The organism is Arthrobacter koreensis (assembly GCF_009193255.1).
Taxonomy (GTDB): domain Bacteria; phylum Actinomycetota; class Actinomycetes; order Actinomycetales; family Micrococcaceae; genus Arthrobacter_B; species Arthrobacter_B koreensis.
Genome location: NZ_WACG01000001.1, coordinates 290,816 through 309,919, shown reverse-complemented (window position 1 = coordinate 309,919; position 19,104 = coordinate 290,816). Strand labels below are relative to the sequence as shown.

The 19,104-nt window shown below is 67.0% G+C and carries 21 protein-coding genes; 11 read left to right on the top strand and 10 right to left on the bottom strand.

The features are described from left to right. Positions 1 to 6: 6 nt before the first annotated feature. The 4 genes from GD628_RS01370 to GD628_RS01355 all read left to right on the top strand — a co-directional run bounded on the left by GD628_RS01370 (position 7) and on the right by GD628_RS01355 (position 2,948). The gene (locus GD628_RS01370) at positions 7 to 399 is read left to right on the top strand and encodes a DivIVA domain-containing protein (RefSeq protein WP_091602989.1); all 393 of its coding nucleotides are present in this window, start codon (positions 7 to 9) and stop codon (positions 397 to 399) included. Beyond that, positions 396 to 971 (top strand): DNA-3-methyladenine glycosylase I, encoded by a 576-nt coding sequence (locus GD628_RS01365; protein ID WP_152273613.1) that lies wholly within the window; start codon positions 396 to 398, stop codon positions 969 to 971. Before GD628_RS01370 ends, GD628_RS01365 begins: the two co-directional genes overlap by 4 nt. 183 nt (positions 972 to 1,154) lie before the next feature. Further along, positions 1,155 to 1,322: a DUF3117 domain-containing protein gene (locus GD628_RS01360; protein ID WP_082413265.1), complete on the top strand. Its 168-nt coding sequence runs from the start codon at positions 1,155 to 1,157 to the stop codon at positions 1,320 to 1,322. A gap of 66 nt (positions 1,323 to 1,388) precedes the next feature. Then, the gene (locus GD628_RS01355; RefSeq protein ID WP_176697544.1) at positions 1,389 to 2,948 is read left to right on the top strand and encodes a leucyl aminopeptidase family protein; all 1,560 of its coding nucleotides are present in this window, start codon (positions 1,389 to 1,391) and stop codon (positions 2,946 to 2,948) included. On the opposite strand, the gene GD628_RS01350 is transcribed toward GD628_RS01355, so the two are convergent. Then, positions 2,929 to 3,582, bottom strand: coding sequence for an O-methyltransferase (locus GD628_RS01350; RefSeq protein WP_091602998.1), 654 nt, complete (start codon positions 3,580 to 3,582; stop codon positions 2,929 to 2,931). The genes GD628_RS01355 and GD628_RS01350 overlap by 20 nt on opposite strands. Positions 3,583 to 3,934: 352 nt before the next feature. Between GD628_RS01350 and sigE the strand changes: the two genes are divergently transcribed. Genes sigE through GD628_RS01335 form a run of 3 tightly spaced genes read left to right on the top strand, consistent with a single transcriptional unit; the run spans position 3,935 to position 5,954 of the window. Continuing rightward, a complete protein-coding gene (gene sigE, locus GD628_RS01345; RefSeq protein WP_091603001.1) occupies positions 3,935 to 4,546 on the top strand; it encodes an RNA polymerase sigma factor SigE in 612 nt (203 codons plus the stop codon). 5 nt (positions 4,547 to 4,551) lie between these two features. Then, positions 4,552 to 5,463, top strand: a complete 912-nt coding sequence (locus GD628_RS01340; RefSeq protein WP_152273611.1) for a zf-HC2 domain-containing protein — start codon at positions 4,552 to 4,554, stop codon at positions 5,461 to 5,463. Between the two features lie 50 nt (positions 5,464 to 5,513). Beyond that, positions 5,514 to 5,954, top strand: coding sequence for a twin-arginine translocase TatA/TatE family subunit (locus tag GD628_RS01335; protein ID WP_152273610.1), 441 nt, complete (start codon positions 5,514 to 5,516; stop codon positions 5,952 to 5,954). Positions 5,955 to 5,964: 10 nt separating this feature from the next. Here the strand turns inward: GD628_RS01335 and GD628_RS01330 are convergent, their stop codons facing one another. From GD628_RS01330 to GD628_RS01320, 3 genes are read right to left on the bottom strand one after another with little or no spacing between them, the layout of a single operon-like run. After that, complete coding sequence (locus GD628_RS01330; protein WP_091603769.1) at positions 5,965 to 7,065, bottom strand: P-loop NTPase; 1,101 nt, start codon at positions 7,063 to 7,065, stop codon at positions 5,965 to 5,967. A 48-nt stretch (positions 7,066 to 7,113) separates the two neighbouring features. Then, positions 7,114 to 7,704, bottom strand: coding sequence for a DUF1003 domain-containing protein (locus tag GD628_RS01325; RefSeq protein WP_152273609.1), 591 nt, complete (start codon positions 7,702 to 7,704; stop codon positions 7,114 to 7,116). Next, complete coding sequence (locus GD628_RS01320) at positions 7,697 to 8,983, bottom strand: magnesium transporter MgtE N-terminal domain-containing protein (RefSeq protein ID WP_091603013.1); 1,287 nt, start codon at positions 8,981 to 8,983, stop codon at positions 7,697 to 7,699. Before GD628_RS01320 ends, GD628_RS01325 begins: the two co-directional genes overlap by 8 nt. A gap of 121 nt (positions 8,984 to 9,104) precedes the next feature. Between GD628_RS01320 and GD628_RS01315 the strand changes: the two genes are divergently transcribed. Further along, positions 9,105 to 10,094, top strand: coding sequence for a general stress protein (locus GD628_RS01315; RefSeq protein WP_176697546.1), 990 nt, complete (start codon positions 9,105 to 9,107; stop codon positions 10,092 to 10,094). 84 nt (positions 10,095 to 10,178) lie between these two features. Here GD628_RS01315 and GD628_RS01310 read toward each other — a convergent pair whose 3' ends face one another. After that, entirely contained in the window at positions 10,179 to 11,750 is a 1,572-nt protein-coding gene (locus tag GD628_RS01310) for an aminopeptidase P family protein (protein WP_152274200.1), read from the bottom strand. Positions 11,751 to 11,871: 121 nt separating this feature from the next. On the opposite strand from GD628_RS01310, the gene GD628_RS01305 reads away from it, so the two are divergent. Continuing rightward, positions 11,872 to 12,720, top strand: coding sequence for a PHP domain-containing protein (locus tag GD628_RS01305; protein ID WP_152273608.1), 849 nt, complete (start codon positions 11,872 to 11,874; stop codon positions 12,718 to 12,720). A 60-nt stretch (positions 12,721 to 12,780) separates the two neighbouring features. On the opposite strand, the gene GD628_RS01300 is transcribed toward GD628_RS01305, so the two are convergent. Continuing rightward, positions 12,781 to 13,767, bottom strand: a complete 987-nt coding sequence (locus GD628_RS01300; protein WP_152273607.1) for a DNA-methyltransferase — start codon at positions 13,765 to 13,767, stop codon at positions 12,781 to 12,783. 21 nt (positions 13,768 to 13,788) lie between these two features. After that, a complete protein-coding gene (locus tag GD628_RS01295; protein ID WP_091603024.1) occupies positions 13,789 to 15,447 on the bottom strand; it encodes a DEAD/DEAH box helicase in 1,659 nt (552 codons plus the stop codon). Between the two features lie 431 nt (positions 15,448 to 15,878). On the opposite strand from GD628_RS01295, the gene GD628_RS01290 reads away from it, so the two are divergent. Together GD628_RS01290 and GD628_RS01285 are read left to right on the top strand one after the other, a co-directional pair. Continuing rightward, positions 15,879 to 16,592 (top strand): ferritin-like fold-containing protein, encoded by a 714-nt coding sequence (locus GD628_RS01290; protein WP_152273606.1) that lies wholly within the window; start codon positions 15,879 to 15,881, stop codon positions 16,590 to 16,592. Between the two features lie 115 nt (positions 16,593 to 16,707). Continuing rightward, complete coding sequence (locus GD628_RS01285) at positions 16,708 to 17,772, top strand: SGNH/GDSL hydrolase family protein (protein ID WP_152273605.1); 1,065 nt, start codon at positions 16,708 to 16,710, stop codon at positions 17,770 to 17,772. Positions 17,773 to 17,776: 4 nt separating this feature from the next. Here the strand turns inward: GD628_RS01285 and GD628_RS01280 are convergent, their stop codons facing one another. The 3 genes from GD628_RS01280 to GD628_RS01270 are packed head-to-tail and all read right to left on the bottom strand — an operon-like array spanning position 17,777 to position 18,970. After that, positions 17,777 to 18,079, bottom strand: a complete 303-nt coding sequence (locus GD628_RS01280) for a hypothetical protein (protein ID WP_152273604.1) — start codon at positions 18,077 to 18,079, stop codon at positions 17,777 to 17,779. A gap of 6 nt (positions 18,080 to 18,085) precedes the next feature. Beyond that, positions 18,086 to 18,310, bottom strand: a complete 225-nt coding sequence (locus GD628_RS01275; protein WP_152273603.1) for a DUF3107 domain-containing protein — start codon at positions 18,308 to 18,310, stop codon at positions 18,086 to 18,088. Positions 18,311 to 18,355: 45 nt separating this feature from the next. Next, positions 18,356 to 18,970, bottom strand: coding sequence for a TetR/AcrR family transcriptional regulator (locus GD628_RS01270; protein ID WP_226802292.1), 615 nt, complete (start codon positions 18,968 to 18,970; stop codon positions 18,356 to 18,358). Positions 18,971 to 19,104 lie beyond the last annotated feature (134 nt).

The window sequence follows — 19,104 nt, the reverse complement described above, 5'->3', positions numbered from 1 at the left end:
CCGGTGATGATCCTGCTTGCATTCCTGGCAATAGCCGCCGTAGGTGCCGCAGCACTTTTCGCTGCCGGCCGGACCGGCCCGCGCCGGGGAGGAACCACTGCAGCCCTGCGCATCCCGGATCTGGCAGCTGTCCCCGGGGAACCCGATCCGCGTCTGCCGCCGGTGCTCCTGCCGGATCACCCGGACGCCGCCGACATAGCCGACCTTAGGTTCTCAGTAGCGCTGCGCGGTTACCGCATGGATGAGGTGGACGAAGTCCTGGCCCGGCTGGCCCAGGCGCTGCTGGAACGGGATGCCGCCCTGGCGCAGCTTCGGGAACCGGAAGCCGGTATCCGGCCCGAAACGGGCCGGCATGCCCTTGGGGAGCCCAACCGGCGCTCAGACCGGCTGGACCCGTGAGCGCACTCTCCGGGCCTGACGGCCGACTTCGCTGCCCCTGGTCCGTGGCCAGTGAGGATTACCTGGCGTACCACGACACCGAATGGGGCCGTCCCGTCCACGGCGAATCCGCCCTGTTTGAGCGGCTGTGCCTAGAGGGGTTCCAGTCCGGGTTGAGCTGGATCACCATCCTGCGGAAAAGGGAGGCTTTCCGTGAGGCGTTCAAGGGCTTCGATCCGCACACGGTAGCTGCTTTCGGTGAGGAGGACGTGGCCTCGCTGATGGGTAACGCGGGCATTGTCCGCAACGAGTCGAAAATCCGCGCCACGATCGGCAATGCGCGCGCACTGCTGGCCCTGCCGGAGGGTGAATCGCTGGCACTGATCCTGGAGAGGCACCGGCCTCCGGAGGAGCCCGCACCGCAGTTCCTGGCGGACGTTCCGGCTCAGACGGCGGAATCCCGCGGCCTCTCCCGGGAGCTGCGGCGGCACGGGTTCCGGTTCGTTGGGCCGGTGACGGCCTATGCGATGCTGCAGGCAACCGGATATGTGAACGATCATCTGGCCGGGTGTGAATTCAGGACAGTTTCCTAACCTCCGCGCACAGAGTGGATGTGTCCCCAGACACACCGAAATTTCGCCTGCTTACGGTTTGTGCGGAATAATGGCACCAATTGCGGCTCGGCACCCTAACAACAATGGGGGCCCGGCAGCAGCGGGAACGGTGACTACTCGGGGAATAACCCCGCAGTGCACTTTTGAAAGGGGAACTTCAATATGGCTGCGATGAAACCGCGTACGGGTGATGGACCCATGGAGGTCACCAAGGAAGGGCGCAGCCTGATCCTGCGGGTGCCCATCGACGGCGGCGGCCGGCTGGTCGTTGAACTCAACGCAGAAGAAGCAGGCAAGCTCAAGGAATGCCTCCTCGGCGTCACCAGCTAGGCTTGGTGCATGCGTCCCAACAGGCAGAACCCAAGGCCTGCAGGAGCCTCAAAGGCTACCCGCAGGATGACAACGGTAACCGGGCTCGCTCCGTTGGCGGAGCGCCCCGGCGCCCCGGCCGAAGGCAGCGGGCTCCAGCCGCTCCCGGCTGAGGGCGTGGATGTTCTTGCCGTAGCCATTGCTCCTGGTCCGCCCGGTGACCGCACGGTCCCCGAGCCCCGGCGCGGGGCCGTGGAAGCTGCGGTGCGCTACGGAATCGATGTGGCTTCCCGCGCCGAAGCGGCAGGTATCACCGGCAAGGCCGGTGAGCACCTGGTAGTAGAGGCGCCGCGGGGATCGGATGATCTTCCCGCCAAGCTCATCTATCTCGGAGTCGGCGACGAGTCCCACCAAAGCCTGCGGCGGGCCGGCGCGAGCCTGGCGCGGGCAACGTTTGGCGCCCGCCGGATTCGCATGAGCGTCATCGATTCACTGACTGCCCAGGCGCAGCAGGCGTTCCTCGAAGGGTTTTTCCTCGGCGGATACCGGGCACCCCGGACCGGGCAGAAGGGGCCCGGAGAACCGATGGCAGCGGAAATGGAAGTCACCGGACTGCTGCCCCAGGCCCTGGAACCCGCAGAGACCGCGGCCCGCGCCGCCTGGCTCGCCCGGGACCTGACCAACGCCCCGCCGGACACCGCCACACCAGAGTGGATGGCTGCCCAGGCGGCTGCCGTGGCTTCCGCCTCCGGCCTGGACATTGAAGTCTGGGATCCGCAGCGGCTGCAGGCCGAAGGCTTCGGGGGGCTCACTGCCGTTGGTTCCGGCTCGGCACACGGCCCCCGCCTGGTGCGGGTGACGTACCGGCCCGCTTCGGCTGCCGCCGGCGAGAGCGTTGTCCTTGTAGGCAAAGGCATCACCTTCGATTCAGGCGGTATCTCGCTGAAGCCCCGTGAGTCCATGCCGGCGATGAAAATGGACATGGCGGGTTCCGCCGTCGTCCTGGCGGCCGTCCAGGCTGCTGCCGAGCTGCAGGTACCGTTCGAAGTGACGGCGCTGCTCGCCCTTGCCGAGAACGCACTGGGTGCCGCGTCCTACCGTCCCGGCGACATTGTGCGCACTTACAACGGCACCACGGTGGAAATCGGCAACACGGACGCTGAAGGACGCATGGTCCTTGCCGATGCGCTGGCCTACGCCGTGAAGGAGCTCAACCCCTCGGCGCTGATCGACGTCGCAACCCTTACCGGTGCGGCGATGCTCGGACTGGGCAAGCGGCACGCGGCGCTCTTCGGCAACGACCCCCAGCTGCTGACCGCGATGGAAGCTGCGGCGAGCAGCAGCGGCGAGCCGCTCTGGCAGCTGCCGCTGGTACCCGAATACGACTATTTGCTTGATTCGACCTCCGCGGACCTGGCGCATGTTGCGCCAGTGGGTGCCAAGGCGGGCGGCGGGGCGATCCTGGGCGCACTGTTCCTGGAGAAGTTCGTGGACGGGACGCCCTGGATCCACCTGGACATCGCAGGTCCCATGGAAGTGGGCGCGGATACCCACGAATACGCGAAGGGAGCCACGGGCTTCGGGGCCCGGCTGCTGATCGCATTCCTGCGGGCCCGGGCTGCCCGGCTTAGGGCGCAGGCCGCCTAGCGGCCGTCTTGACGGCCAGCTGCAGGCCGTCGCCGGTGGGCAGGAGCGCGGAAACCAGGGAATCGTTATCCCGGATGAACCGCCCCACCTGCCGCATTGTCACCGTCAGCTGGTCCCGGGCAGCGGGATCCGCAACTCTTCCGTTGTCCAGGGCGCCGTTGATGATCATCAGGCCCCCGGGCTTGAGGAGCCGGACTGCCTGTTCGGTGTACAGGAGGAAGGACGGCTTATCCGCGTCGATGAAGACGAGGTCGTAGGCGTTGTCCGTCAGCCGGGGCAGCACCTGGGCCGCCCGGCCTGAAATGGTGCGGGTCCGGTTGCCGGGAATGCCCGCTTCCGAATACGCCTGGCGTGCGGCGCGGAGATGGTCCACATCCGAATCAATGGTGGTCAGCACTGAGCCGGTGCCCAGGCCCCGGAGCAGACAGACGCCGGAGACACCGGCACCGGTCCCTACCTCTACTACGGTCTGCGCCTTCGATGACGCCGCGAGCACGGTGAGCGCAGCCCCAACCCCGGTGCTGACCGCGCTCACGCCGAGTTCGTGTGACCGTTCGCGTGCGCGGAGCAGCACTTCGTCCTCAAACGGCAGCGCTTCCGTGTAGGACCACGTGCTCTGCTTGTCGGCGCTCATGGGTGTACTGTCTCTTTCGCTCAAATAATCCAGGGGTTCCGCATCCCGGCGGTACATGTCCGGGAATTCCGGCCGACAGCTGCCAAGTGCTGCGTAGTGCCGCGGCGGGCACCACGGCATTACAAGCTTAAGGCCACCGCGTTCCGATTCCCGCCAGGTGCGGTGCGCGGCGCGCACCCGCGGCCCGGGTATTATCCGGGACCTGCTTGTCTCCATCCATGAGGCGTGCTAACAGCGAACTCCCAGAAATATGCGCAAACATGGATGGTGAACCTGATGACGATCGCCAGCCCGTTCCGTGCCGAGCCGCACGGCGCCGGGGGCAGAAACACGTTGCGAAGGGAGGAAGACCGTGACGGGGACACTTGACGGCACTGCTGAAGCATCCGCGGTAACTGACTGGGTGCGTCCGACCTGGCAGGAAGTGGTGGAGACCCACTCTGCCAAGGTGTACCGGCTTGCTTACCGGCTGACCGGCAATAAGCACGACGCCGAGGACCTCACCCAGGAGGTGTTCGTCCGGGTTTTCCGCTCCCTGGCAAAGTTCCAGCCCGGCACCCTGGACGGGTGGCTGCACCGCATCACCACTAATCTTTTCCTGGACCAGGCCCGCCGGCGCAGCCGTATCCGCTTCGACGGCATGAGTGAAGAAGCCGAGAGCAGGCTGCCCTCCCCGGGTCCCGGACCGGAGCGCAGCTTCGAGTTCAACAACCTGGATGTGGACATCCAGCGCGCACTGGAGGAATTGCCCCCGGACTTCCGTGCCGCCGTCGTGCTCTGTGACCTGGAGGGGCTCTCCTACGACGAAGTGGCGCATGCGCTTGGCGTGAAGCTGGGTACTGTCCGCTCCCGCATCCACCGGGGACGCAGCATGCTCAAGGAGAAGCTCGCCCACCGCGATCCGGCGCAGCGCCGCACCCCCTCGGTCAGCCTGAAGCTTCCGCGCGTGGCAGGAGCCGGCTAGAGCATATGCGCCACCCTAAACGTCATCTTCGTGCGTTCCTGGACGAGGAATTACCGGCCCGCCGGCGTGCCGCCGTACAGACCCACCTCTCACGCTGCGCTGCGTGCCGCTGCGCGGTGGAGGAGGAACGACGCCTCCGCAGCCGCCTTCGGGCCTTGAAGGTCCCTGCCCCGCGGGAAGACCTTGCCAGCCGGATCGTCGCAGACAGTGCGAGCCGTCCGCAGCCCGCGCCCGGACCGGGCCGCGGACGCTACGCCGTGGCAATTGGCGGGATCCTCACGATGGTCTCGGGCTTTGTCCTGGCCGGCGCCTACATTCTTGGATCGATTGCGGACGAACCACTTTCGGCACCCCAGCAGGCGCATCTGCTGGCCGGGTGGAACCAGCTGGCGGAACAGCGTTCCGGGGGCCTCTCCGCCGAGGACGTGCAGGACCTGCGCAATGCCGGGTGGTCCTGCCCGGAACTTGACGGACTTGGCTTTACGCTGGCCTCGGCCCGGACCCTGCAGGTGGCCGGCCACCCCGCCGTCGCCATGGAGCTGACCCGCAACGGCGAAACGCTCACGGTCTATGAACAGCGCCCGCGGGAAGGCGACACCAATCCGGAGGTGCTGCACGCCGTCAGCGGCCGTCCGATAGCCGAAGAGGGTTTTCACGCTGTTACCAGGACCGCTGAAACTGCTCCGCGGGTCTGGAGGGATGAGACCCGCCCCGGTGAGGCTGTGCTCTCTGCGCGCAATGTTACTTATACGCTGAGGTCCTCAGTCCCGGAGGAAACCCTGTCCTCCGTAGTGGGCGAACTCTCCCTCAGCGAGTCGGCCCGCCTGCTGGTGCCTGCAAGGGACCCGGACTCCGGGGCTGTGGACCGCGTCCTGAACGGGCTGGCGCTGCTCTCCGGCGCAGGGCGATCACTTTGACCCCAGTCCCAAAGTGGCCCCAATCCCGCGGGAAAAGGTAACCTTCAAAAGTGTTCGGAATTAACGGCTATGAGCTGATCATCCTGGCGGTCCTCGCCGTGGCCATTCTCGGCCCCGAACGCCTGCCGGAATACGCTTCCCAGCTGGCCCGCCTGGTCCGCGAACTTCGCCGGATGGCAACGGGCGCCCGTGAGCAGCTGCGCGAAGAAGTGGGCCCCGAAATCGACGAGGTGGACTGGCGGAAGCTGGATCCGCGGCAGTACGACCCCCGGCGGATTATCAAGGAAGCTCTGCTCGACGACGTCGAAGAGGCGGTGCGGCCGGCAGCCGGGCGCAGTAACGGAGCTGTCCGCCCAGCCGCAGCGCGTCCCGGAGCTGTTCCTGCGGCACCCGCCAGGCCGGCGGTGGCTCCGGCTGCACCGTCACCGGTCCAGCGGATAGAGCGCCTGGGTGCAGGCGAGCCCGCACCGTTCGACGCCGAGGCCACCTAGCCCCAGGCTCTTAGCGCGGGGTGACCGAAAGGTTCAGCCCGGACAGCCCGCGCGGCCGTCCGGCGAGCGCCGCAGCGATCCGGCGGAGTTCCCCGCCCGCAGTATCCGGCCCGGCTGCGGACTCATCGAGCACCACCGGAAGCCCGGCGTCCCCTCCCTCGCGCAGCCGCACATCCAGCGGAATGCTGCCCAGCAGCGGAACGTCGTAGCCCAGGACGGATCCTAGCCGCCCGGAAACCAGCGCTCCGCCGCCTGAGCCGAAGAGCTCCATCCGTTCCCCGGTGGGCAGCGCCAGCCAGGACATGTTTTCGATGACGCCGGCAACCTTCTGCCCGGTCTGCGCCGCCACGGTTCCGGCGCGTTCGGCAACCTCTGCCGCAGCCGCCTGCGGTGTGGTCACCACCAGGATCTCCGAGGAGGGGAGCAGCTGGCCCACCGAAATCGCTATGTCGCCGGTGCCCGGGGGAAGATCCAGCAGCAGCACGTCCAGGTCCCCGAAATACACGTCAGTGAGGAACTGCTCCAGCGCCCGGTGGAGCATGGGCCCGCGCCAGGCAACCGGCTGGTTCTTGTCCAGGAACATGCCGATCGAAATTGTCTTGATGCCGTGCGCCACGGGCGGCAGGATCATCTCGTCTACCCGTGTGGGTGGCGCCGTGATGCCCAGCAGGCCCGGAACGGAGAAGCCGTGCACGTCGGCGTCGACCACCCCAACGCGCAGGCCGGAGGCAGCCATGGCCGCCGCAAGGTTCACGGTCACGGTGGACTTGCCCACACCGCCCTTGCCGCTGGCAACGGCATACACCTTCGTCAGGGATCCCGGACGGCTGAACGGGACGCCCCGGGCACCGCCGGGTCCGCGCAGCTTTTCCTTGAGCTCCTCTCGCTGGGCCTGGGTCATGACGTCCAGGTCCACGTCCACGGAGGTGATGCCGGGAACGCCGGCAAGCTCCCGCTCGACGTCGGCTGTAATGGTTCCGCGCAGGGGACAGCCGGCAATGGTGAGCAGGACGCCGATGCGGGCGCTGCCGGCGTCGTCCACCTCCACGCTGCGCAGCATGCCGAGCTCGGTGATGGGGCGGCGCAGTTCAGGGTCAATGACCCGTTCCATGGCCGCGCGGGCCAGTTCTGCCAGGTGTTCGTTTGTTTCGGGCACTGCCTAGTCTTCTCCTGCACCCTGGATAGCTTTGGACGGCGGCGTCGGGCTGCCGTCCTGGCCGCGGCGGCGGGTGCCGCGCCGCTGGCCCTCGGCGTCGTTGGCCTCGAGGAGTTCCTCGAGCAGGCCGCGTATTTCGGAACGGACATAGTCGCGGGTGGCGACTTCCCGCAGCGCGATACGCAGTTCGGCGATCTCGCGGGTGAGGTACTCGGTGTCCAGCAGGTTCCGTTCGGCCCGTTCGCGGTCCTGGCGCATCGAGACCCGGTCCCTGTCATCCTGGCGGTTCTGCGCCAGCAGGAGCAGTGGAGCCGCGTAGGAGGCCTGCAGCGAGAGCATCAGGGTCAGGAGCGTGAACCCCAGCGCCACGCTGTCGAACCGCAGGGATTCCGGGCCCCAGGTGTTCCAGCCGAGCCACACAACGCAAAACACCGTCATGTAGAGCAGGAACTGCGGGGTGCCCATGAACCGGGCGAAGTTCTCCGTGGCATGGCCAAAGGCATCAGGGTTGGGAGAAAGCCGCGGGAACCATCTGGTCCTGGCGGTGCGCGGGGTATCGAGGCCGTCAGTGCGGGGGCGGTTCTTCTCAGCCATTCTTCCTTCCCTGCCACGTTATGGGGCCGGTGTCTTCGGAGGCACGCCAGTCATCCGGGAGCAGGTGGTCCAGGACGTCGTCGACTGTCACTGCGCCCACCAGACGTCCGCTGTCATTGACCACCGGCAGCGAGTTCAGGTTGTAGGTTGCCAGCATTCGGGAAATTTCGGCGATGTTCGCGTAGTCCCGCACCGGCTCAAGATCCGTGTCGAGGATGTTGCCGAGCGCTTCCGGGGGAGCTGTGCGCAGCAGCTGCTGGATGTGCACGACGCCGAGGTAACGGCCCGTGGGTGTCTCCAGCGGCGGCCGGCAGACGTAGATGGAAGACGCGAGGGCCGGGGTCAGTTCCTCACGGCGCACGTGTGCCAGGGCTTCGGCGACCGTCGCTTCCGGAGGAAGGATGACCGGGACAGGAGTCATCAGCGAGCCGGCCGTGTCTTCCTCGTACTGCATGAGGCGCCGGACGTCACGGGCATCCTCGGGTTCCATGAGCTGCAGCAGCTCTTCCTTCTGCTCCTCGGGAAGCTCGTTGAGCAGGTCGGCGGCGTCGTCGGGATCCATTTCCTCCAGCACGTCCGCCGCGCGCTCAACGTCCAGTGACTGCAGGATCTGAACCTGGTCGTCGTCCGGCAGCTCCTGGAGCACGTCTGCCAGGCGCTCGTCCTGCAGCTCGCTCGCCACCTCGATTCGGCGCTTGCCGCTCATTTCGTGCAGCGCCTCAGCGAAGTCGGCGGGCTTGAGGTCATCATGCTGCGCCACGAACTGCGTGGCGGCCTGCGGACCGGTGATGTCCCAGTGGCCTACCTCGGGCCACTCGATGATCAGCAGCTCGCCCTTGCGGCGCAGGCTGCGCAGGCGTGAACCGCCTCCGCCGCGGCGCACGAAGAGACTTGAAACATGCCAGTCTCCGGCTCGGTTCTGCTCAATGGCGATGTCTTCCACGGTTGCCTCGCCGCTTCCGTCCGCCAGGACCACTCGGCTGTCGAAGAGTTCAGCAACCACGAGCATCTCCGCCCCGCGCTGCTGGAACCGGCGCAGGTTCACCAGCCCGGTGCAGATGATCTGGCCCGCGTCCATGGACGTGATGCGGGTGATGGGCACAAAGACGCGTTTCTTGCCGGGAACCTCGACGACGATGCCCACGGCCTGGGGCGGGCGGCCTGCCCCGCGGTCCAGCACCACGGCATCCCGAAGGCGGCCAAGCCTGTCCCCGAGGGGGTCGAAGACATCCAGGCCCAGCAGCCGTGCAATGAAGACGCGCGTAGGATTAGTGCTCACCTTACTTAGGCTACTTGGCGGCGGCCCCATAGGCGCATTCGAACGGCCGCACTCGCGTGGCAGCGTTCACTGCCAGCGATACATTGGCCCACAATCGCTGTATCTGCGAAAGAATAGGGGAATGTCGAACCTATTTGGCGCCTCATCGCAGCGGGACCCCGGACGAACTCTCCCCAAGGGTGAGCTGGTGGGCCGGTACACGGCTTACCTGGATGCCCAGAAGGCGGTCGACTACCTGGCGGACTCCAAGTTCCCCGTGCATCTGGTGAGCATCGTGGGCAATGAGCTGAAGTCCGTCGAGCGGGTCACCGGCCGCCTGACCTATCCCCGTGTCGCCATGTCCAGCGCCGCCACCGGTGCGTGGTTCGGTCTGTTCGTGGGCCTGGCACTGATGCTGTTCGGCGGCGGCGACTCCTACCTGTCGCTGATTCCGTCCATGGCGCTGGGCGCCATTTTCTGGCTGCTGTTTGGTGTCCTTGCGTACGCGTTCCAGCGTGGACGCCGCGACTTCACCTCCACCAGCCAGGTGATCGCCACGAGCTACGACGTGATCGTGGCCCCCGAAGCTGCCAACGAAGCGCGGCGGCTGCTTTCCCAGCTGCCGATGGTGGGGCAGAGCGGACACCCGGCGCCGCCGTCGGGCCAGCCCCCCTTCCAGCCCCCGTACCAGCAGCAGCCCCCGTACTCCGGGCAGGCCCCCGAGCGGCCGTCGTCGTGGTCCGATCCCTACGGAACCCGCGGTGCGGGGCGGCCCGACTCCGCGCCTGCTGCAGGACCCGCAGCCCCCGGCGCGCATGCCGCCCCCGGCCAGGCTGACGGTCAGCCGGCAGCCGGACCGGTGCAGCAGCCGTCGCCCCAGCCGTCCAACGCAGAAGGCACCCCGCGCGGACAGTTCCCCGACCTGCCCGACGGTCGGCCCCGCTACGGCGTGCGGCTTCCTGCCGCCCAGCAGGCTCCGGCCCCGCAGGGCCAGCAGCAAGCCGGACCGGCTCCGGAACCGGCTCCGCAGGCCGGAGCTGCCGAGCAGCAGCCGGATACTCCTGCAGCGCCCCAAGCGGACGAAAGCCCTGCCGGCGAGGACACCCCGCGTACCCCGGGTGAAGGCCGCTAGCCTTCCCGGTTCACATCCCGAACATACAGAAACTGCCCGTTTGGAGCTCCAAACGGGCAGTTTCTGTCATCTCGATGGGGGAGGCTAGGAGGCGTAGATTCCCGCCATCCAGTCCTCGACGTCGGAGGGATCACGCGGCAGTGCAGCGCTGAGGTTTTCGGCGCCGTCGGCCGTGATCAGGACATCGTCCTCGATCCGCACGCCGATCCCGCGGTACTCCTCCGGGATGGTGAGGTCCTCTTCCTTGAAGTAGAGGCCCGGCTCGATCGTGAAGACCATGCCTTCTTCGATAATGCCGTCCAGGTAGAGGTCGCGGCGGGCCTGCGCGCAGTCGTGTACGTCCAGGCCCAGGTGGTGGCTGGTGCCGTGCGGCATCCAGCGGCGGTGCTGCTGGCCGTTGTCGGAGAGGGCTTCTTCCAGCGGAACCGGCAGGAGCCCCCAGTCCTGCAGGCGCTCTGCCAGGACACGGACGGCTGCGGCGTGCACGTCGCGGAACTTGTTGCCCGGCTTGGCGGCCGCGAAGCCGGCGTCTGCGGCGTCGAGCACTGCCTGGTACACGCGGCGCTGGACCTCGGAAAAGGTGCCGTTGACCGGCAGCGTGCGGGTGATGTCGGCAGTGTAGAGGCTGTCAGCTTCCACGCCGGCGTCCAGCAGGAGCAGATCCCCGGCCTTGACCTCGCCGTTGTTGCGGATCCAGTGCAGCACGGTGGCGTTGTTGCCTGCCGCGGCGATGGTGTCATAACCCAGGTCGTTGCCCTCTTCGCGGGCACGGGCGAAGAAGGCGCCTTCGACCACGCGCTCACCGCGGGGGTGGCTGATGGCGCGGGGGAGGATCTTCACGACTTCCGTGAATCCGTTGACGGTGGCCGCCACGGCTTCCTTCATCTGCTCGATTTCCCAGGCATCCTTCACCAGGCGCAGCTCAGAGAGTGCCTCGGTGAGTTCTTCATCCTTGGCGTCCAGGGCGCTGAAGTCCATGTTGTCCGGGTCCATTGCCGTGTTGTAGCGGACGGTGTCCACCAGGGCGTCAACCATCTCATCAACCTTGCGCAGCAGGCGGACGGAGATGCCACCGAACTGCGGGTCGCCCACGTTGGACGTGATAGCGGTTTCGGCCTCGGAGAGGTCCCGTGTCCGCAGCCCGACCAGGGCGCTGACCTGTTCCAGGTTCAGGCGGGAACCTATCCAGAACGCACCGTAGCGGGCGTTGGAGTAGAACTCCTCGCTGTCGGTGCCGGCGAGCGGACGGAAGTAAAGCGTGGCAGTGTGGTGGCCGCCGTCGTCGCCGGTTCCCTCTTCCACGGGTTCCATGACCAGGACCGCGTCCGGCTCATGGTCCAGACCGAGGCCGGTGAGGTGGGCGAACCCGGAGTGGGGGCGGAACCGGTAATCGGTGTCATTGGAACGGACCTTCAGCGGGCCGGCCGGAATGACCAGGCGTTCAGACGTGAAACGCTCGGAGAGCGCCCGGCGGCGGGCGGCAGCGTGCGGAGCCACCGCGGACTGTTCCGGGAGTTCATCGGACGCAGAGGCCCAGCCGGATGACATAAAGTCCTTGAACGCCTGCGACGTGGGGCGCTGGGAACGGTTGTTCACCCGGTCCTCAAGCGGCTGCCCCTCGGACAGTTCCTCAAGGCCGGAATCGGCGGGGTTCATTGAATTGGCTTCAGTACTCACCCGTCTATGCTCTCACCGGCAGTTAACAGGGCCAAACATCCCCCGGCGGCTGCGGAGCGCCAGCGCCGGATCGGCGCGGGGAACCACGTAGATTGGAGGGGTGAGAATCGACCTGCATACCCACTCCAACGTCTCCGACGGCACTGAAGCCCCAGGAGCTGTCATGGCGTCCGCAGCGGCCGCCGGGCTGGACGCCGTGGCGCTGACGGACCACGACTCCACTGCCGGGTGGGGTGAGGCAGCCGAAGCGGCCCGCGCCCTGGGCCTCACGTTTGTACCGGGCATGGAAGTTTCCTGCCGCACCGATAACGGCATCAGCGTGCATGTGCTGTCCTACCTCCATGACCCGGCCCATCCCGGGTTGCTGGCGGAGATCGCCAAGTCCCGTTCGGCCCGGGTGAGCCGGGCCGAACGCATGGTGGAACGCCTTGCCGAGGACTATCCCATCAGCTGGGCTGACGTGCAGGAGCAGGTTGCACCAGGGGCCACCATAGGCCGGCCGCACATCGCCGACGCGCTGGTTGCCGCCGGTGTGGTTCCATCGCGGTCGGCTGCATTTGCCGGGATCCTGACCGGACGTTCCCGCTACTTCGTGGCGCATTACGCCCCGGATCCCGCGCACGCGGTGCGCCTGATCCGCGACGCCGGCGGGGTGCCCGTTTTCGCCCACCCGGAGGCATCCGCCCGCGGACGCGTGGTGGGCGAACAGACCTACCTGGAAATGATCGACGCCGGGCTGGCCGGCCTGGAGATTGAGCACCGGGACAACCCGGAGGACGGCCGTACGTACCTGCGCCGGCTGGCCGCGGAGCATTCGCTGCTGGTGACCGGTTCCAGCGACTATCACGGAACCGGCAAACCGAACCTGCTGGGGGAGAACACCACCAGTGCCGAGGTCCTGGAGCGTATCGCCGAAGTCGGTACCGGCACGCCGGTTGTCCGGCCATGACCGTCCGGCCATGACCGTCCGGCCATGACCGTCCGGCTTTAGCCATCCGGTACCGGCTGGCTAAAGCGCCGCGGGCGTCTGCCCCGGGTCCACGGACCCTGCGGGCGGGGCCGGGGGAGACGCAGTCTTCGGCGCGGCGGTTCGCGGGGGAGCGGTTCGCCGGGTCCGTACGCGTTTGGGCTTGGCGGGCACCAGTACCTGGGCGGTATGCCCCAGCCGGCGCTCCATGACCTCGATTGCCTGCGGATTGGCGTCCACGCACACGAAGCGGCGGCCGAGCTTCCCGGCCACTGCGCCCAGGGTTCCAGAGCCGGCGAAGAAGTCCAGCACCCAGTCGCCCTCGCGGCTGGAAGCGGCTACGGCACGGCGCAGCAGGCCTTCCGGTTTCTGTGTGGGGTAACCGGTCTTTTCCTTCCCCGTGGGGGAAACGATGGTGTGCCACCAGACATCGGTGGGCAGCTTGCCAAGCGCCACTTTCTCCGGTGTCACCAGTCCCGGCGCCATGTACGGCTCCCGGTCCACCTCGGCGTTGTCGAAGTGGTAGGCAACGGGGTTCTTTACGTAGACCAGGATGTTGTCATGCTTGGCAGGCCAGCGGTTCTTGGCCCGTCCGCCGTAGTCGTAGGCCCAGATAATCTCGTTCAGGAAGCAGTCCCTCCCGAAGAGGGCGTCCAGCATCACCTTCACGTAGTGCACCTCGCGGTAGTCAAGGTGCACGTACAGGGTGCCGTCGTCTGCCAGGAGACGCCACGCCTCTGCCATCCGGGGTTCAAGGAACGCCCAGTAGTCCTCGAACGCGTCGTCGTAGCTGGAGAGCAGTCCCTTGACCGTGGTGTAGCTGCGGCCCTTGAACCCCGTCCGGTCGCCGGTGCCCTCGGTGCTTCGGACCATGGTGGTCTGCTGCCGGCGCTGTGCACGCCCGGTATTGAACGGAGGGTCGACGTAGATCAGGGTAAAGGAGCCGTCCGGCAGGGTCGGCAGATAATCCGCATTGTCTGCGTGGACTATCAGTGACCCGCCGTCCGGCGTCCAGTTAGGTGTGCTCATCCGTATGGAGGGGATCCCGGCCTATTCGGCGGCGGGGGCCTTGCTGACTACCTCACCGTTGCGGCGGCGGGTACGGCTGCGGTTACGGCGGGGGCGGTCGGCCTTGGCACTCTCGCCGGACGCGGGGGCAGGTGCCTCGGCGGCCTTCTCAGGGCTGCGGCGGGCGCCTTCGCGGGACCCTTCCCGGGAGCTGCGGCCTCCGGCACCGGATCCGCGCCCTCCGCGGTCGGAGCTGCGGCCGCCGGAGCGCTGGCCCGAGTCGGAGCGGGGTGCGCGGCGTCCGCCGGACTTGCCGGTCTCGCCCAGGTCCTCGAGCTTTTCAGCGTCGATACCGGCCAGCACGCGCTTGTTGCGGGGCAGCCGTCCCTTGGTTCCTTCGGGGATGTCGAGGTCCGTGTACAGGTGCGGTGAAGAGGAGTAGGTCTCAAGCGGTTCGGCCTGGTCCATGCCCAGCGCCTTGTTGATGAGGCCCCAGCGCGGGACATCGTCCCAGTCCACAAACGTGACGGCGGTACCCTTGTTGCCCGCACGGCCGGTACGGCCAACGCGGTGCAGGTAGGTCTTCTCGTCTTCGGGGCACTGGTAGTTGATGACGTGCGTGACGTCGTCGACGTCGATGCCGCGGGCGGCGACGTCGGTGGCTACGAGGACGTCGACCTTCTCGTTGCGGAAGGCTCGCATGGCCTGCTCACGGGCGCCCTGGCCCAGGTCGCCGTGGATTGCTGCGGCAGCGAAGCCGCGGTCCACGAGTTCCTCGGACAGCTTGGCAGCGGTGCGCTTGGTCTTGGTGAAGATGATGGTGCGGCCGCGTCCGCGGGCCTGCAGGATGCGGGCCACGACTTCGCTCTTGTCCAGGTTGTGCGCCCGGTAGACAACCTGGCGGATGTCCTTCTTGGTCAGGCCCTCGTCTTCGGGGTCGGCGGCGCGGATGTGCGTCGGCTTGGTCATGTAGCGGCGTGCCATGGCGACGACAGGGCCGGGCATGGTCGCGGAGAAGAGCAGCGTCTGGCGGGCTGCCGGGGTGGCTGCCATCAGGGTTTCGACGTCGGGCAGGAAGCCGAGGTCCAGCATTTCGTCGGCTTCGTCGAGCACGACGATGCGGACGTTCTTGAGGGAAAGCTGGCGGCGGTTGTGAAGGTCGATCAGGCGCCCGGGGGTGCCGACGACGATTTCCACGCCGGCTTCGAGGGCCTCGATCTGCGGTTCGTAGGCACGGCCGCCGTAGATGGTAACGATGCGCGCGCCGCGGCGGCGCGCCGCCGTCGTCAGGTCGCTGGCTACCTGGACCGCGAGTTCACGGGTAGGGACGACGATCAGGGCCTGCGGTGCGCCCGGAGCGGGAAGCGACTCATACTCGTCGTCCGCCGGGACAATCACGCGCTGCAGGGCAGGGATGCCGAAGCCGAGGGTCTTTCCGGTACCGGTCTTGGCCTGGCCAATGATGTCGTGGCCGCCGAGTGCCACCGGCAGGGTCATGGACTGGATGGGGAAGGGGTGTGTGATGCCGGCTTCCGCGAGTGAATCCACGATCTCGGCGCGGACACCGAAATCAGCGAACGTGAGTTCGGGGATTTCAGCTGCGGCTTCCGTTGTGGCGAGGGTCTCGGTGACTTCCAGTTCTTCGTTGCTGTCATCTGCGGTCAGCTGCGCATCGCTGACCTGGGAAAGTTCAGTGTTCAATTACATACCGTTCAGTTAGGCATTCTGCGGTACCGCGCTCGACGAGAGGGCATAGGGCCCATCCCGGAGCGGATGGCGCGCAGGTGATGCGTCCAGCGGAAGCCGATCGCGGGCTAAGGACTGCTGGCCACTCCAACTGCATTCGGCAAAGGCAGCGGCCGGAAAATATCAAGTTCGCGTAGGTACTGCGGGTCTCACAGCCGGCTGGATAGTGTCTCCAACCGGCAATTCATGAAGGGTTTCAGGAACGTGGGAACGACCGGGCATCCATTTACTACCATCCCAGTCTACCCGGTGCAGCCGCCGCGGGCCGCATTGGCCTATCCAGCGAGTTGGCTGGCGCCCGGTGGCGGGTACAGCCGCGGGGAACGGAGCCGCAACGGCAGCTGGCCAGTCCGCTGAGAGCCCGGACACACCGGTACGCTGGGCGTATGAGTGAGAACAACGCAGCTTCGGCTACAGGGCACGCAACGGACCCCGGTGCGGCGGACGCATACCGGCAGTTCCTTTCGGACCTGCTCGGTGTCATCGCCTATGGCGAACTGTCCGCCTTTGAGCGGATGTCATCGGACGCACGCTTCTCGCCGAGTCTCCGGGACCGTGCCGCGCTGGGACGGCTGGCGGTGCGCGAATACGAGAACTTCGAGCGGGTGGCCGCGCACCTTGAGTCGATGGGCCTTAACGCCGAGGACGCCATGGCCCCCTTCCAGCAGTCGGTGGATGCCTTCCATGACCGAACCCGCCCGGGGGACTGGTACGAGTCCCTGATGAAGTTCTATGTCACTGATGCGATTTCAGACGACTTCTACGCCGCGCTCGGGTCCCTGCTCGATCCGGATAGCTCGGCGCTGATCGCCTCCCTGCAGGAGACCGGCAGCGAAGCGGCAGGGGAGGTCCTTTTTGTGCGTCTGCAGGAGTCCTTGAAGGACGATCCGAGGCTGGCCTCGCGGCTGGCACTCTGGGGACGCCGGCTGGTGGGCGAGGCCCTGACCCAGGCCCAGCGCGTGGTGATCGAACGTGCAATGCCGGCGGAGCTGGACGGGTTCCTCAGCCGTGAGGAGCTCGACGCGCAGATCCGGGATCTCTTCAGCCAGCTGACCCGCAACCATTCACGGCGGATGTCCCTCCTGGGGCTCACCGCCTAGGCACGCCGGGGGCCGGGCGCGGCGCCGGATCCTGCAGCCGGCCTCTTACGCCTGTAGCGTTGAAGCGGTACCGGATACATTCGACGGTCCAGCAGAGATTCGGTGGGGGAGCAGTATGGGTTCGACGTCCAGCGCTGTGAGGCGCCGGATGCTCTGTGCGGCGGCAGCAGCTGCCGTGGCGGTTGTATCGGCCTGCGGGGCGCTTCCGGCGCAGCAGCCGCTGCCGGCGGCGCCGGCCCCGGCGCCGCCTTCAACGGGCGCCGGCCTTCCCCTCCAGCCCCCGCCGCCGCAGGGAGTTCCGGCTGCCGCCTGGGATGCCCTGGGGGAATTCGAGCAGGCCCGCGCGGACAGCGGCCGTCCGCTGACCGAACCGTCTGAGGCTCCGGTCTGTACCCTGCCCGGCTCCGGCTGCTATTTCTCCTATGGAGCGGAAACCCTGGTGTGGAGTGCGCAGACCGGCCTGCGTGCCCTGCGCACGGAAGTCTTTGATCGGTGGAAGTCCTCGATCCGGGCCCTCGGCTGGCCGGTGACGTCCGAATACACCTTCGGCGGAGACCGGAGGACCGACTTCCAGAAGGGCACGCTGATGTACTCCCCGCGGCTGGGAAGGATCATGTCCTACGACCCCGCGGTAGGAAGCGCGGCAGTGGTGATCGGAGACTCTCAGGCAGGCCGTGACACCTGGGTGGGCAGGGGCCTGGCCTCGCTGGGGTTCAACCCGCTGGTCCTGGGGGCCGGGGGAACCGGCTACACCAGGGGCAACGGCGAGGTGCATAACTATCCGGAGGCCCTGGAAGCAGAGGAGTGGCTGCTGCCGTGGGGCAAACCCGCGCTGGTGGTGCTCCAGGGCGGCGGCAACGATGCCTACGGTCCGCGCAACGCGGACATCCGGCACAACGCCGTGCAGCTGATCCGGGAACTCAAACGCACGTATCCGGAAACCCGGATAGTCATGGTTGGCGTCATTGGAGACGGCAAGGGGCGCCGGGCGGAGATCGACGATCTCCTGGCCGGCGTCGCTGCCGAACAGGGACTTGATTTCCTCAGCCCCAAGGACTGGTGGAAGCGCTACTCCCTGGGGTCGAAACTGGACGACGGCCTGCACTTGGGCAAGGCGGGGCACGACGCCGCCACTCCCGTTTTCGCGCGGGAGCTGAAGGCGGTCCTGGACCGGGGCTAGCGCCCTAAAGCTTGAGGATGCGCTCGCGTTCAGCGTTGTCCCGCGGCAGTCGCCGGGAGACTGTGGCCAGCGCCGCTGCAACGGCAGCGGCAGGGCCTGTGAGGACGGTAACCGCCCAGGAGAGCCAGGAGAATCCAGCGCTGGTTACCACCGGCGTGAACTGCAGGATGATCCAGATGCTGAGTCCTGCTGCGAGGGAAATCCCGGGCAGCAGGAGGACGCCGTAGGTACTTCGGCGCGGGTCCGCGCCCCGGACGATGAAACCTGCTGCCGCCAGTGCGGCGGCAGCAAGCAGCACTTCGCCCATGACGAGCTAGAGGGCGCCGAACCCGACGCGGCGGACTTCTTCGGCACCGATCTCAACGTAGCCGATGACGCCGGCGGGAACGATGATGAGGCGTCCCTTTTCATCGGTGAGACGCAGTTCCTTGGAACCGTTGATGGCTTCGGCAACGGTGTCCGCGACCTGGTCCGCACTCTGGCCGGACTCGAACACGATCTCGCGTCCGACGTTCTGGATACCGATCTTTACTTCCACCGTGGTGCCTCCTGTTTATGTGAACTCAGTGGGGATGAATCTACTCTAGATTTCCTTGGGGAACCGGCTGATTCCGCGCCAAGCTAAACGGTAGACCAGCTCGCTGGCCGCATCGATGTCCAGGTCCCCGTCCGTCTCAAGCCAGTAGCGGGCGCTGACCTGCGCCATGCCGGCCATGGCCCGGCCAAGCAGGGTAGCCTCGATGTGGGAGAGCTTGGTGTCTTCGGCGATGACGTCCGCAATATCGCTGGCGAAACGCGCGTTGAACTCTTCGATCCGGGAGCTGACTTCGTCGTCGCTGGTGAGATCGGATTCAAAGACCAGCCGGTGGCCCTGGCTGTCCTGCGCCACGAAGCGGAAGTAGGCCCGCATGGTTTCGCGGACTCGGAGCTTGTTGTCGGTTGTGGAGGTGAGGGCCGTCTGGAGGAACTGGGTCAGCGTGTCCAGGTGGTCATCAAGCAGCGCAAGGTAGAGCTCGCGCTTGCCGGGAAAGTGCTGGTACAGCACCGGCTTGCTGACCTGGGCCGTGTCTGCGATTTCGTCCATGGCGGCGCCGTGGAAACCGCGGCTGACGAAGACTTCCTGCGCAGCGCGCATCAGCTGCCGGCGCCGTTCTTCCCGGGGGAGCCGGGTGGACTTGCCGGCGGGCTGGTTGCTCACGTGTTTAGGGACCTCTCCTGCTTCGCCCGGGCACCTGGTCCGGGTCCGGAACAACAGTTTACCCGGGGGTAACACTGAAGGAAGGCAACCTCGGGCTCCCAGCTCCGTCGGGGACCTCGAACCACGGCGCCCGG

Coding starts and splice junctions, on each gene's coding strand:
- GD628_RS01315 (WP_176697546.1), top strand. CDS start 9,105: ATGTCGAACCTATTTGGCGCCTCATCGCAGCGGGACCCCGGACGAACT.
- GD628_RS01350 (WP_091602998.1), bottom strand. CDS start 3,582: ATGAGCGCCGACAAGCAGAGCACGTGGTCCTACACGGAAGCGCTGCCG.
- GD628_RS01340 (WP_152273611.1), top strand. CDS start 4,552: ATGCGCCACCCTAAACGTCATCTTCGTGCGTTCCTGGACGAGGAATTA.
- GD628_RS01325 (WP_152273609.1), bottom strand. CDS start 7,704: ATGGCTGAGAAGAACCGCCCCCGCACTGACGGCCTCGATACCCCGCGC.
- GD628_RS01360 (WP_082413265.1), top strand. CDS start 1,155: ATGGCTGCGATGAAACCGCGTACGGGTGATGGACCCATGGAGGTCACC.
- GD628_RS01310 (WP_152274200.1), bottom strand. CDS start 11,750: ATGAACCCCGCCGATTCCGGCCTTGAGGAACTGTCCGAGGGGCAGCCG.
- GD628_RS01280 (WP_152273604.1), bottom strand. CDS start 18,079: ATGGGCGAAGTGCTGCTTGCTGCCGCCGCACTGGCGGCAGCAGGTTTC.
- GD628_RS01285 (WP_152273605.1), top strand. CDS start 16,708: ATGGGTTCGACGTCCAGCGCTGTGAGGCGCCGGATGCTCTGTGCGGCG.
- GD628_RS01370 (WP_091602989.1), top strand. CDS start 7: ATGATCCTGCTTGCATTCCTGGCAATAGCCGCCGTAGGTGCCGCAGCA.
- GD628_RS01330 (WP_091603769.1), bottom strand. CDS start 7,065: ATGGAACGGGTCATTGACCCTGAACTGCGCCGCCCCATCACCGAGCTC.
- GD628_RS01300 (WP_152273607.1), bottom strand. CDS start 13,767: ATGAGCACACCTAACTGGACGCCGGACGGCGGGTCACTGATAGTCCAC.
- GD628_RS01355 (WP_176697544.1), top strand. CDS start 1,389: ATGACAACGGTAACCGGGCTCGCTCCGTTGGCGGAGCGCCCCGGCGCC.
- GD628_RS01290 (WP_152273606.1), top strand. CDS start 15,879: ATGAGTGAGAACAACGCAGCTTCGGCTACAGGGCACGCAACGGACCCC.